Source organism: Arthrobacter nitrophenolicus, assembly GCF_000332815.1.
Lineage (GTDB): Bacteria > Actinomycetota > Actinomycetes > Actinomycetales > Micrococcaceae > Arthrobacter > Arthrobacter nitrophenolicus.
Genome location: NZ_AOFD01000083.1, coordinates 1 through 13,020, shown reverse-complemented (window position 1 = coordinate 13,020; position 13,020 = coordinate 1). Strand labels below are relative to the sequence as shown.

Genomic DNA, 13,020 nt, shown 5'->3' with positions numbered 1-13,020 from the left:
GTCCACACCGGCCAGGACCTGGTCCAGGAACGGGCGGCGGGTCAGCTTGGTGAATGTTTCCTCGTGCAGCGAGTCCAGGGACACGTTGATCCGGGTCAGTCCGGCGGCCTTGAGGGGCGCTGCCTTCCTGGCGAGCCCCACTCCGTTGGTGGTCATGGAAATCGGCAGGTCGGGATGGTTCCGCCGCAGCTCCGCGATGATGTCCACCAGGTCGTGCCGCACCAGCGGCTCACCGCCGGTCAGCCGGAGTTCGCGGACGCCCAACTGCTCCACGCCAATCCGGACAATCCGGACAATTTCCTCCGCAGACATGACCGCCTGTTTCGCGAGCCATTCGAGGCCCTCTGCAGGCATGCAGTACGTGCAGCGCAGGTTGCACTTGTCTGTCAGGGACAGCCGCATATCTGTGGCACGGCGGCCGTAGCGGTCCACCAGCCCGGCACCCGCGCCGGCAGGACGGGCTGCCGGTACGGACAGCCCGGCATCCTCCCGCGGCTGCGGCATTCCTAGCTGGACACTCATGAAATCAGGCTACGCCACGATGGGCTGTAGATCACATTCGTGTCCACCCCCGGTGCCGAGCCGACCAATCCGGAACGCACCGGCGCTTCCAGCCACGCGCAAACCTATGCTGGACGTGTGGACAGTTCCCGGCAGCAGCAGGCAGCGCACGACGGCGGCACGGGCCGTGGCGGTCCCGCGGCTGCGGACGTGGAGCAGCCGTCCAACGAACGCCAGCGCCGCCGCTTGGCCGCCGCCGCCGGCGTGGTTGCTGTCGGGGCAGCTGTGGTGCTGGGGGAACTCCTGGCGGGACTGCTGAGCCCCTCGCTCTCGCCGATGACTGCTGTTGGCGGCGCCGTCATCGATGCTGTCCCGCCCGGCGTCAAGGACTGGGCGGTCGCCTTGTTCGGCACAGCGGACAAGGCCGCACTCCTTGTTGGCATGGGCCTGGTGATCGCCGTCCTCGCCGGGATGGCAGGGGACCTCGAGGTCCGGCGGCGCTTTGCCGGCGTGGCAATTGTCGCGGTCTTCGGCCTGGTGGGAGTGGCCGCGGTTTTGACGAGGGCGCAGGTGACGCCCGCAGCATTTGCCTTGCCGGTGGTGACCGCTGTCCTCGCAGCCGTACTGCTGCGGTTCCTGATCCGCAGGCTTGAGGCGGCGGCCGAAACTGGAACAACGGATGGCAGCGCGCGCCGCAGGTTCCTGCGGACCCTTGCAGGCGGTGCGCTTGCCACGGCGGCGGGCGGAATCCTTGCCGGGGCCTGGCGCGGCGCTACGGCGGGAGTGAATGACGCCCGGGAGCGGCTGAGGCTGCCGGGAGCGGCATCGCATGCCCCGGCCATACCCGCCGGAGCCGAAGCCGGAGTGGAAGGGATGCAGCCCCTGGTGACTCCCAACCGGGACTTTTACCGCATCGATACGGCGTTGTCCGTGCCGGCGGTTAATCCGGACACATGGTCCTGAGGGTCACCGGAATGGTCGAGCGCGAGGTGGAGCTGGACTTCGCGTCACTTCTGGCCAAGCCCCTCATCGAGCGGCACGTGACCATCGCCTGCGTCTCCAACCCGGTGGGCGGTGATCTGATCGGCAACGCGCGCTGGTTGGGCTGGCCCGTCCGCGAGCTGCTCGGCCAGGCCGGACCCCGCGCCGAAGCGGATATGGTGCTTTCCCGCAGCGCGGACGGCTGGACCGCCGGCACCCCGCTGGAAGTCCTGACGGACAACCGGGACGCGCTGCTGGCCGTCGGCATGAACGGCGAGCCCCTGCCACTGGAACACGGATTTCCTGTCCGGCTGGTGGTGCCGGGGCTCTACGGATACGTCTCGGCCACCAAATGGGTCACCGAACTCAAAGTCACCAGGTTTGCCGACGACGCCGCCTACTGGACCCCGCGCGGCTGGTCAGAGCGGGGACCCATCAAGACCTCGTCCCGGATCGACGTGCCGCGCGGTGGTCGGTCTGTGCCGGCCGGGACCATCACGTTCGGTGGCGTCGCCTGGGCCCAGCACACCGGCATTGGGAAAGTGGAGCTCCGCGTCAACCGTGGCCCATGGCGGGAAGCCCGGCTCGCACCGGGCATCTCGGTGGACACCTGGTACCAGTGGACGCTGGACGTTGACCTGACTCCAGGGCAGTACGAGGTGCAGGTGCGTGCAACGGATCTGCGCGGCGCAAGCCAGGACGAGGAGCAGCGGCCTGTGGCGCCGGACGGGGCCACCGGTTTCCACACGGTTAGAGTGGACGTGAAATCCTGACGGCCACAACCGAAGGCACCTCCATGACCAGCACGAACCCGCACGGCCACCAGAAGGGCCGGGCCCGGTCCACCGCCAGCCACCTGGCAGCCGTCACGGAACTCCTTCGCCCCTTACGCGGCTCCGCCCGTACTGAACTCCTCCCTCTGTCCAGCGCCCTCGGGCGCGGCCTCGTGGAGGACGTCACGGCACCCGTCAGCCTCCCGCCGTTCGCCAACTCCCAGATGGACGGTTACGCCATCCGCTCCAGCGACGTGCCCGACGGCGGCACGGACCTGCGCGTCGCGGCTCCCGTTCCGGCGGGCGCCGGCGCGGCAACCCTGGAAGCCGGAACCGCGGCGCCCATCATGACAGGGGCGATGATCCCTGAAGGCGCCGACGCCGTCGTACCCATCGAACGGGCCAGCCCGGACCACTTCCTTCCGGCGGGCGATGCGGCGCGGGTGAAGCTGCCTGCCGCCGCCCCCGGCACCTACGTTCGCGTGGCAGGAAGCGATATCGCAGCGGGGGAGCAGGCACTGGCCGCCGGCACCTTCCTCGGCCCTGCCCAGCTGGGACTGCTGGCCGCCCTCGGCCTCCCCGAGGTCACCGTGTACCAGGCGCCCGCCGTCCTGCTGGTCACCACCGGGGACGAGGTTGTGGAGCCGGGCCGCGATCTTCCGGCCGGCAAGATCTACGACTCCAACGGCACCCTCCTGGAAGCCGCCATGACCCAGGCGGGGCTGCGGGTCCTGCGGGCAGGTATCTCAACGGACAACCCCGAAGAACTGCGCACCCTGCTGCGGAGCCAGGGTGCCGGGGCAGACCTGATCGTCACCACCGGCGGGGTGAGCCAGGGCGCTTATGAGGTGGTCCGGCAGGCAATGGCGGACCAGCCGGTGGAATTCCTGCACGTGGCGATGCAGCCCGGCGGCCCGCAGGGGATCGGCACCTTCGAAGGCACCCCGTTCCTCGGCTTTCCCGGCAACCCCGTGAGCTGCCTGGTCTCCTTCGAGATGTTCCTCCGCCCCGCCCTCTCGCAGCTGCTCGGCGCCCCGGCCGCCCGGCTGCCGGTCCGGGCCCGCCTGGGGCACCCGCTCACGTCCCCCGAACACAAACACCAGGTGCGGCGCGGCAGGCTCCGGCCGGATGGAACGGTGCAGCTCGAAGGCGGCGAAAGCTCGCACCTGATGCACGCCCTGGCCGGATCGAATGTGCTGGTGCATGTGCCCGAAGGCGTAGCCGCCCTCGGCACCGGGGATGAGGTGGAAGTATGGATGCTGTGAATGCAGAACAGACCCCCGGCGCCCTGACGCATCTGCGCCAGGACGGCAGCGCCCAGATGGTGGACGTCTCCACCAAAGCAGAGACCACCCGAGAGGCCACGGCCACCGCAACCGTCAACACCACGGCGGAGGTGATGGGCCTCCTCGGCTCCGGCGGACTTCCCAAGGGTGATGCCCTGGCCGTGGCGAGGGTTGCCGGGATCATGGCCGCCAAAAAGACGCCGGAACTGGTTCCGCTGTGCCATCCGCTGCCGTTGTCCAAGGTGACGGTGGACTTTGAACTGGCCGCCGAGTCCGTCATCATCGTGGCCACCGTGAAGACACGCGGGGTCACCGGCGTCGAGATGGAGGCGCTCACGGCAGCTTCCGTGGCCGCCCTGAGCGTGTACGACATGATCAAGGCCGTGGACAAGCACGCCGTCCTCACTGACATCAAGGTGCTCGCCAAGAGCGGCGGCAAGAGCGGAGACTGGGCCCTGTGACCATCCATGCCACGCACAGTGCCCCTGAACCGCACCGGCACGGCGAGGTCCAGGGCCGGAAAGCCGGTGTGGTCATCGCGTCCACGCGGGCTGCCGCCGGGATCTACGACGACGAAACCGGCCCCGTGATCACCGACTGGCTGACCGAACACGGCTTCGAGGTGTTCCCCGCCATGGTGGTCCCGGACGGCGAGCCCGTGGGCGCCGCCATCCGCGCCCTCCTGACCCAGCGCCCCGCCGTCGTCATCACCAGCGGCGGAACGGGCCTGAGCCCGGACGACCGGACCCCCGAAGTCACGCTTCCCCTGCTGGACCGCGAAATCCCCGGAATCATGGAAGCGATCAGGCGCGCCGGCGCCGCGAAGACTCCACTGGCGGCCCTGGGCCGCGGATATGCCGGCGCGGCCAAGAGTACGTTTATTGTTAATCTCCCCGGCTCACCAAAAGGGGTCATGGACGGACTCGCCGTCCTGGACCCGGTGATCGGACACCTCTGCGACCAGCTGGAAGGCGGACATGGGCACTGAAGCATTCGAGGTGGTTTCCGCTGTCCTGAGCGCGGAACCCATCTCCGTAGACCAGGCGATTGCTGCCGTGGAGAGCGATACCGCGGGCGCCGTGGTGAGCTTCAGCGGCGTCGTGCGCAACCACGACGGCGGGAAGCAGGTCAACCGCCTCAGCTACAGTGCGCACCCCACGGCACACCAGGTGATGTCCGACGTCGTTGCGCGCCTGGTTGCCGAGCAGAACGCGGCGTCCGGCACAACCGGGAACGCCGCCACCGGAGACGCGGCGGCTCAGCCCGTCCGCATCTGGGCCGCCCACCGGATCGGCATGCTCGAAATCGGCGACCCCGCCTTGGTCTGTGCAGTCTCCGCCGCCCACCGCGGCCAGGCCTTCGCCGTGTGTTCGGAACTGGTGGACCGCATCAAGGAGCAGGTGCCCATCTGGAAGGAACAGTTCTTCTCCGACGGTACGGTGGAATGGGTCGGCGCCGGCGCCTGACGCCGGGAGGGTCCTGAAAAAAAGCAATCGATTAAGTCACGGACACCGTGACTTGGCGTGACCGTTGGTGCCCGCTTCCTGCGAGGTAACGCACACCCTCCGGTTCCTTGCCCCGGCAGGCCCACCGGTAGGGTTAAGGCATGACCCAACAACACTCCGATCCCAAGCTGGTGGCCGTCCTCGGCGCCAACGGACGCATGGGCGCCGAAGCCGTGAAAGCCGTTGAAGCCGCACCCGACATGAAGCTCGTCGCAGCCTTGGGGCGGGGCGATTCCCTGGACCAGGTCACCGCCGCCGGAGCGCAGTACCTGGTGGACCTGACAGTGCCGGAAAGCACCGAGCAAACGTCCGGTTCGCCGTCGAACACGGGATCCACGCCGTGGTGGGCACCACGGGCTGGGACGCCGGCCGCCTCTCCGCGCTGGAGGCGCTGCTGGCCGAGCACCCGGACACCGGTGTGCTCATCGCCCCCAACTTTGCCGTGGGCTCGGTACTCGCCTCGGCGTTCGCCGCGAAGGCCTCAAAGTACTTCGAATCCGTGGAGATCATCGAACTGCACCACCCGGACAAGGTGGATGCGCCCTCCGGTACTGCCGTCCGCACTGCGCAACTGATCGCCGCGGAACGCAGCGCCGCCGAGGTTCCGCCCAGCCCGGACGCCACTACCAGCGAATTGGCCGGCGCCAGGGGCTGCGAGGTGGATGGCGTGCGGGTGCACAGCGTGCGGCTGCGCGGGCTGGTGGCGCACCAGGAAGTCCTGCTGGGCGGTCCCGGTGAGCAGCTGACCTTCAGGCACGATTCCTACGACCGCGCCTCCTTCATGCCCGGCGTCCTCCTGGGCGTGCGGAACGTGGCATCCCACCCCGGCCTCACCGTGGGCCTGGACGGCTACCTGGATCTGGGAATCTAGCCATGGGCGGGTTCCTGGCGGCCTTCCGGAAGAACCGCACCAAGATCTGGGTGGGTGCGGTGACCCTGCTGCTGGTCTTTTATCTGGTGGTGTCCTTCCAGCGTTCCATCCTGCTCCTGACGGACAGCAACCTGGCGGCCCAGGCGATCGGCGCCGCGTACCTGGTGCTGCCCGTGATCGGCGCCTGGGCCCTGATCCGGGAACTGCTGTTTGGCGCCCGCACGGAGCAGATGGCAAAGGTGCTGGAGGCTGAGGGGGGCCTCCCCGTGGACGAACTGCCCCGCACGCCCGGCGGCCGGATCGTCCGGGCGGCAGCCGACGCCGAGTTTGAAAAGTACCGGGCCGAGGCTGAAGCCGCACCTGATGACTGGCGCTCCTGGTTCCGGCTGAGCTGCGCCTACGACGCCGCCGGTGACCGCAAGCGAGCCCGGGCATCCATGCGCGACGCCGTCCGGCTGTTCCGCGGCAAGGTCCCGGCTTCCTAGCAGCCTGGGTAGCGGCGGGGGCGGCCGGGGGAAGCCTGGGTCAGCGGAGGGCCTTGAGCTCGCCCCGGCCGGCCTGGCTCGCCGTGTGGCCCAGCCATTCCAGTGGACCGCGCCATTTCAACACCGCAAACACCACGCCGACAATGATGGCCACGGCCGCGTGCGCAAAGTACATGCCGTCCTCCGTCCAGCCGGCCGGCAGCGGCTTGAGGTAGAACCCGGACACCACCCAGACGTGCACCGTGTACAGCGTCAGTGTCATGGCGCCTGGCCCGCGCAGCGGAAGCAGCAGGTCCAGGTCAACCCATTCGGCCAGCCGCCCCAGCAGCAGGCAGGCGCCGATGACGGCCACCGCTACGGCTGACGTGTGCAGCAGGTCCAGCGTGGTTCCCGAGTGCGGCGCAGCGGACGCCAGCCACCACCACGATCCTTCCTGCGGAATGCCGGTCAGGTTCACCTGGAGGACGCTGTCCAGCGGGTAGCCGGGCGAGTTGAGGACCTGCTCAAGTGCGGCACGCCCGCCCCAGCTTTCCATCGCGGTCACGCCCAGGGCCTTGGCTGCCACGGCCACTGCCGACCCCAGCACCAGGAGCACTACCGGAACCAGGGCCTTGTGGAGCATGAGCCGGCCGACCACCAGTCCCACCAGCAGGTAGGAAAGCCACTGGAACACCGGGTAGTAGCCGGTGAAGAACAGGTCCGCCAGCAGCCGGCCTGGCGTGCCGAGGTCTTCCCATTTCGGGTTGTGGCCCAGGCTCAGCGGCGGTTCTGCGGCGAGCAGCCAGGGCCGCAGGAGGTAGGCCAACACGGGGGACGCCAGGATCCAGCCCGCGGCCCAGGCGCAAAGGTGTTTCAGCCGGAGGCCCAGGAACGGCAGGACACAAAGGAACAGCACGGCGTAGTGGACCAGGATGATCGCCAGGTTTACTTCCACTCCGCCGAGCGTGAGTCCGACGGCGGCAATCACCAGGGCGCGCAGGGCAATGCCGCGGCGGGCGGCAGAGAGCCCGCTGCCGTCCAGGGGCTGGTGCTTTCCGGTGGACAGGGCGAGCCCCACCCCGGCCAGCACCGCGAACAACGCGGCGGCCCGGCCCGAAAATGTCAGGCCGATCCACGTGGGCGTGAGGTCAGCGTTCGACTCGAAAGTGGGCAGCAGGTGCGTGGCCATCATTCCCAGCAGTGCCAGCCCGCGGGCCGCGTCAATGCCGTAGAGCCGTGCGGGAACGGAGGCGCCCCGGGTCTTCCGGGAGGCTTTGGCCGGGCTGCGGGACGTCATGAGCCGATCGTCTCACACCTGCCTTTGAACGGCCTGTCAAGTGTCAGCGCACATCGGTTGCCGCGGTACGCACTGGTCTGCCGGGGTTTCAAGGACCGGCTGGTACGGATCCTTGTATTCGAATATATGTTCGAATAAGATAGGCGGCATGCAAACCCCAGCACGCGGTATCCCAGGAGACGGGCGGAATGGCGTCGGGCCCGGTTCTGCCGGCGTCCTCAAGGCCATGAGCCCGGGAGTGGTGGATTTCCTCTTCCGGCAACTGGTCGCCGGCCGGCCGGCCGAAGATGTCCAGTGGGAACAGGAAGGCATCAGCCTTTCCAGCCAGCCGGAGGGGGCCGAACTGGCCCGCCGCCTCGCCGAGACTGACATCGACGCACTCACGCCCCTGGAATTGTTCCACTACGTCCGGGCAGCCCAGCGGCTTGCCTCCTGGGCGGAGGGCCTTCGGCAGGCTGCCGTGGGACGCTATTGCGGGTCCCCTGCGGATTAAGCCCGGGCGCAGGTCCCGGCCCGCGCCTAGGATGGAAAAGTGACCGGGCTGCCATCTGTCTCCAGTGAACCTGCCGGGACCCTGACTGTGGCCACCGTCCAGTACGAGGCCGTCGAGGGCGTGGCAGACAATGCGGTCCAGCATGTGCGGCTCATTGAGGATGCCGACGCGCACGGTGCCCGGTTGGTCCTGTTTCCGGAACTGTCGCTGACCGGCTACCGCCTGGACCTGCTCTCCCTGGACGAATCGTGGATTGATCCCGCCGACGCGCGGCTCCGCCCCCTCCGGGAAATCTGCAGGCGGACCGGAATCACGGCCGTGGTCGGTGCCCCGTGCCGGGATGCGGACGGTTCGCCCCGCCTTGCCTCGCTGGTACTGCATCCGGACGGCAGTACGGAGCGTGCCTTCAAGTCCCACCTGCATGGCCACGAAAAGGAGCTGTTCGAGCCCGGGGTCGGGCCGCACGTCATGGTCCTCGACGGCTGGCGGATTGCCCTCGCGCTGTGCTTTGACGCCGCGGTTCCGGAGCATGCAGGTGCTGCCGCCGCCGGGGGAGCGGACGCCTACTGCGTCTCCGGACTGTACACCCGCGGCGAGGAGCGCCGGCTCGACCTCCACCTCGGGGCGCGCGCGATGGATCACCGGATGTTCACGCTGCTGGCCAACCTCGGCGGCAGAACGCCAATCGGTGAGTCGTGCGGGCTGAGCGGAATCTGGAGCCCGGACGGGATGCCGCTGAAGCGTGCTGCAGGAAACCGGACGGAGGTGGTCGCCGGCCTCCTGCAGCGCAGCACCCTCCTGCGCTACCGGCACGGTGGACCGGTATCCGGCGGCGGGCGGCGCGACATTTGACGTGCATCACGCCCGTGGCATTGTCCTAACCAGCGGGGGACAGGGTAACGTTTTTTCCATGGCTGACTCTTCCGCGCACATCCCTGCCCTCGGTACCCTCCTGACCGCGATGGTCACGCCGTTCACCAAGGACGGCGCAGTGGACTACGAGCAGGCGGCTAAGCTGGCCACAAAACTGGTGGACGACGGCTGCGACGGCCTGGTGGTCACCGGAACCACCGGCGAGACGTCCACCCTCACGGACGAAGAGAACCTCGGCATGTTCCGCACCGTCAAGGAAGCCGTGGGCGGACGTGCGGCCATCATTGCCGGCACCGGAACCAACGACACCGCGCACTCGGTGCACCTTTCCCAGCAGGCCGCAGCCCTCGGCGTCGACGGCCTCCTGCTGGTCACCCCGTACTACAACAAGCCCAGCCAGGCAGGCGTGCGCGCCCACTTCGAAACCATCGCCTCCGCCGTCGACGTGCCCGTGATGCTGTACGACATCCCGGGCCGCTCCTCCATCGCGATCGAGCCGGACACCATGATCCGCCTGGCGCAGCACCCCAACATCGTGGCCGTGAAGGACGCCAAGGCCGACCTCGTCGCCGCCACCCGCGTCATGGCCGAAACGGACCTCCTCTTCTACTCCGGCGACGACGGACTGACCCTGCCTTGGATGGCGCTGGGCGCCGTCGGCCTGGTGGGCGTCACCACGCACGTGGTAACCCGCCGGTTCCGCGAACTCATCGACGCCGTCAACGCCAACGACCTCGGCACCGCCCGGAAGATCAACTTCGACCTCCAGCCGGTAGTCCGCGCCACCATGACCCGGGTCCAGGGGGCCGTGGCGGCCAAACAGATTCTTAAATGGCAGGGAGTCCTGCCCAACTCGATTGTCCGTTTGCCCCTCGTGGAGCCGGACGAAGCCGAGATCGAAATCATCCGCGGGGATTTGGCGGAAGCCGGGCTGGTCTACTCCTGAAGGTGAAGACCGGCACCCTTCCACCTGGAAAGTAGTGCAATATGACCCAAACCGCCCTAACCGGCCTTGTCACCCCTCCCCGCCTGCCTGCGGGTACGCTGCGGATCGTTCCGCTCGGCGGCCTGGGGGAGATCGGCCGGAACATGGCCGTGTTCGAAATCGACGGCAAGCTGCTGGTCGTGGACTGCGGAGTCCTCTTCCCGGAGGAAACCCAGCCCGGCGTTGACCTCATCCTGCCTGACTTCTCGTATATCGAGGACCGGCTGGACGATATTGTGGCCGTTGTCCTCACCCACGGCCACGAGGACCACATCGGCGCTGTCCCGTACCTGCTGAAGCGGCGGAGTGACATTCCGCTGGTCGGTTCGCAGCTGACTCTCGCCCTGATCGAGGCGAAGCTCCAGGAGCACCGCATTCGGCCTTACACCCTCACGGTGGAGGAAGGCCAAGTGGAGAAATTCGGGCCGTTCGAGTGCGAATTCGTCGCCGTCAACCACTCCATCCCGGATGCCCTGGCCGTGTTCATCCGCACCGCCGGCGGCACCGTCCTGCACACCGGCGACTTCAAGATGGACCAGCTCCCGCTGGACGGCCGCATCACCGACCTCCGCCACTTCGCCAAGCTCGGCGAAGAGGGCGTGGACCTGTTCATGTCCGACTCCACCAATGCGGACATCCCCGGCTTCACCACCGCGGAAAAGGAAATCGGCCCCACGCTGGAACGGCTCTTCGCCCAGGCCAGCAAGCGGATCATCGTGGCATCCTTCTCCTCCCACGTCCACCGGGTCCAGCAGGTCCTGGACGCGGCGGCAAAGCACAACCGCAAGGTCGCCTTCGTGGGCAGGTCCATGGTGCGCAACATGGCCATCGCCGAGAAGCTCGGGTACCTGGATGTGCCGGCCGGCCTGATCGTAGACATCAAGAACATCGACAACCTCCCGGACAACCGCGTGGTCCTCATGTCCACCGGCTCCCAGGGCGAGCCCATGGCTGCCCTGTCCCGGATGGCCAACGGCGACCACCGCGTGGTGGTGGGGGACGGCGACACCGTCATCCTGGCCTCCAGCCTGATCCCGGGCAACGAGAACGCCGTGTTCCGGATCATCAACGGCCTCCTCAAGCTGGGCGCGACGTGATCCACAAGGGCAACGCCAAAGTCCACGTCTCCGGGCATGCCGCGGCCGGTGAGCTGCTCTACTGCTACAACATCCTTGAGCCGCTCAACGCCATGCCCGTGCACGGCGAGACCCGGCACCTGCTGGCCAACGGCAAGATCGCGATCGAGTCCGGCGTCCCGGAAGCCAGCGTCATCCTCGCGGACAACGGCACCGTGGTGGACCTCAAGGACCACCGGGCGGATGTCGTGGGCCAGGTGGAAGTCGGCTTCGTCTACGTGGACGGTTCCAGCGTCGGCGAAATCACCGACGCCGACCTCAAGGACCGGCGGATCCTGGGCGACGAAGGCTTCATCTCGATCATCACCGTGATCCACCGGGCCACGGGCAAAGTGGTGTCCGGGCCGGAAATCCACGCCCGCGGCGTTGCCGAGGACGACTCCGTGTTCGACGACATCATCCCCAAGATCAACAGTGCCCTGGAGGAAGCGGTCCTCAACCACGCCGACCACACCACCCACCAGCTCCAGCAGGTGGTCCGCCGGGTCGTGGGAACGTGGGTAAACCGCAAGCTCCGCCGCCGTCCCATGATCATCCCGGTGGTGCTCGAGGCCTGATCGGCCCGGGCATGGCGGCAGCCCGCCGCGCCACGTGACACGTCCGTCCACGTCATTGCCCACAGGGCCCGGTTCAACGAACCGGGCCCTGTGGCGTCCCCGGCAGGCATGGCCTGCCCGGGCCCTGATATCCCCGGAAAACCGGCCTTGTTCCGGTAGCGTGGCTACTATGGCCACACGTACTACTTCCGCGCGCAGTGGAACAGCCAGGGGCAGCTCCAGCAGTAAATCCGGCAGTTCCGCCGGCCGCGGTTCCGGCTCGGCCGCATCCAAGTCCGGCCGGGGCGGAGGCTCCACCAGCACGGCCCGCACCCGGCAACTCCCCGCCGTCGAACACCACCAGCCATGGCTGCTGCGGGTGGTGGGAGGTGCCTGGCTCGGCCTGGGCCACCTGGTGGGCGGGGGAGTGCGCCGGATCGGCCACGACGTCAGCGACCTCCCCGCCGAGGAGCGGCGTGACGGCGCAGCCCTGTTCAACCTCGCCCTCGGCATCTTCATCGCCACGTTTGCCTGGTGGGGCCTGACCGGCTGGTTCCCGGACGCCGTGTATGCCGTGGTCAACGGCACGTTCGGCTGGATGTCGCTGCTGCTCCCGCTGATGCTGTTCGTGTGTGCCTTCCGGCTCTTCCGCCAGCCCACCGACGGTCGCGGCAACAACCGGGTGGGCATCGGCTTCCTCATCATGACCTTCGCCGGCTGCGGGCTTGCGCACATCCTGGGCGGCCAGCCGACAGTGGCGCAGGGCTTCGACGGCCTGCGCCAGGCAGGCGGCATGCTGGGTTTCCTGGCGGCCACCCCGCTGGCAGCCATCCACCCGGCCGTGCCGCTGGTCCTCTACGGCCTGCTGGCATTCGTCTCGCTGCTGATCATCACCGCCACGCCTTTCACCGCCATCCCGCGGCGGCTGCGCGGTGCGTACGAGCACCTCATGGGCATCGACCTGATGGACCAGGACCAGCAGGACAAGCACGACCGCAGCTACCTGGAGCGCACGGCGCCGGCCGCGCCCAAGAGGAAGAAACGGCGGCTCTTCGGCAAGGACGAGGAGCCCGACGCCGGTCTGGACGGCTATGTGGGCGACGAAGCGTTCGAGCACGCCGTGATCGACGACGACGAGGGCGATTCCCCGGCTCCGCGTCCCGCCCCCGGCGTCCGTCGGCCCACCCAGGCCGAGATCGCCGTCGAGAAGATCAAAGCCGCCCAGGGACTGGGCGCCGCCGGTGCCGCGGCACCGGCAGACGCCACCGAAGCCATCCCGATGATCACCCCCGGCATGGCCGCCGGCGCCGGGCCGGCGC

11 protein-coding genes and 3 pseudogenes are annotated in these 13,020 nt (G+C 68.3%); 12 read left to right on the top strand and 2 right to left on the bottom strand.

Translation table 11 applies throughout. The features are described from left to right. The coding region (locus G205_RS19370; RefSeq protein WP_200859202.1) for a radical SAM protein at positions 1-522 on the bottom strand (522 nt) is incomplete at its 3' end. A 315-nt stretch (positions 523-837) separates the two neighbouring features. Here G205_RS19370 and G205_RS19365 point away from each other — a divergent pair. The 7 genes and pseudogenes from G205_RS19365 (at position 838) to G205_RS19335 (ending at position 6,402) form a co-directional block, all read left to right on the top strand. Then, positions 838-2,255, top strand: a pseudogene (locus G205_RS19365) (molybdopterin-dependent oxidoreductase). 23 nt (positions 2,256-2,278) lie between these two features. After that, on the top strand, positions 2,279-3,520 hold the full coding sequence (locus G205_RS19360) for a molybdopterin molybdotransferase MoeA (protein ID WP_009359498.1): 1,242 nt from the start codon (positions 2,279-2,281) through the stop codon (positions 3,518-3,520). Then, positions 3,508-4,002 carry a cyclic pyranopterin monophosphate synthase MoaC gene (gene moaC / locus G205_RS19355; protein ID WP_035753881.1) on the top strand — a complete coding sequence of 165 codons (495 nt, stop codon included), beginning with the start codon at positions 3,508-3,510 and terminating at the stop codon, positions 4,000-4,002. Before G205_RS19360 ends, moaC begins: the two co-directional genes overlap by 13 nt. Beyond that, the gene (locus G205_RS19350) at positions 3,999-4,529 is read left to right on the top strand and encodes a MogA/MoaB family molybdenum cofactor biosynthesis protein (RefSeq protein ID WP_009359496.1); all 531 of its coding nucleotides are present in this window, start codon (positions 3,999-4,001) and stop codon (positions 4,527-4,529) included. Before moaC ends, G205_RS19350 begins: the two co-directional genes overlap by 4 nt. Next, the gene (locus G205_RS19345; protein ID WP_009359495.1) at positions 4,519-5,007 is read left to right on the top strand and encodes a molybdenum cofactor biosynthesis protein MoaE; all 489 of its coding nucleotides are present in this window, start codon (positions 4,519-4,521) and stop codon (positions 5,005-5,007) included. Before G205_RS19350 ends, G205_RS19345 begins: the two co-directional genes overlap by 11 nt. 140 nt (positions 5,008-5,147) lie before the next feature. Further along, positions 5,148-5,917 (top strand): annotated as a pseudogene (gene dapB, locus G205_RS19340) (4-hydroxy-tetrahydrodipicolinate reductase). A 2-nt stretch (positions 5,918-5,919) separates the two neighbouring features. Further along, on the top strand, positions 5,920-6,402 hold the full coding sequence (locus tag G205_RS19335; RefSeq protein WP_009359493.1) for a hypothetical protein: 483 nt from the start codon (positions 5,920-5,922) through the stop codon (positions 6,400-6,402). Positions 6,403-6,442: 40 nt separating this feature from the next. Here the strand turns inward: G205_RS19335 and G205_RS19330 are convergent, their stop codons facing one another. Then, complete coding sequence (locus G205_RS19330) at positions 6,443-7,678, bottom strand: heparan-alpha-glucosaminide N-acetyltransferase domain-containing protein (protein ID WP_009359492.1); 1,236 nt, start codon at positions 7,676-7,678, stop codon at positions 6,443-6,445. A 148-nt stretch (positions 7,679-7,826) separates the two neighbouring features. On the opposite strand from G205_RS19330, the gene G205_RS19325 reads away from it, so the two are divergent. The 5 genes and pseudogenes from G205_RS19325 to G205_RS19305 all read left to right on the top strand — a co-directional run. Next, the gene (locus G205_RS19325; protein WP_235047095.1) at positions 7,827-8,171 is read left to right on the top strand and encodes a hypothetical protein; all 345 of its coding nucleotides are present in this window, start codon (positions 7,827-7,829) and stop codon (positions 8,169-8,171) included. A 39-nt stretch (positions 8,172-8,210) separates the two neighbouring features. Continuing rightward, a complete protein-coding gene (locus tag G205_RS19320; RefSeq protein WP_009359490.1) occupies positions 8,211-9,023 on the top strand; it encodes a carbon-nitrogen hydrolase family protein in 813 nt (270 codons plus the stop codon). A gap of 58 nt (positions 9,024-9,081) precedes the next feature. Next, positions 9,082-9,990, top strand: a complete 909-nt coding sequence (dapA, locus tag G205_RS19315) for a 4-hydroxy-tetrahydrodipicolinate synthase (protein ID WP_009359489.1) — start codon at positions 9,082-9,084, stop codon at positions 9,988-9,990. Positions 9,991-10,031: 41 nt separating this feature from the next. Beyond that, positions 10,032-11,722 (top strand): annotated as a pseudogene (locus G205_RS19310) (ribonuclease J). A gap of 169 nt (positions 11,723-11,891) precedes the next feature. Continuing rightward, positions 11,892-13,020 (top strand): DNA translocase FtsK 4TM domain-containing protein (locus G205_RS19305; protein ID WP_009359488.1); only part of this gene is annotated, 1,129 nt, incomplete at its 3' end.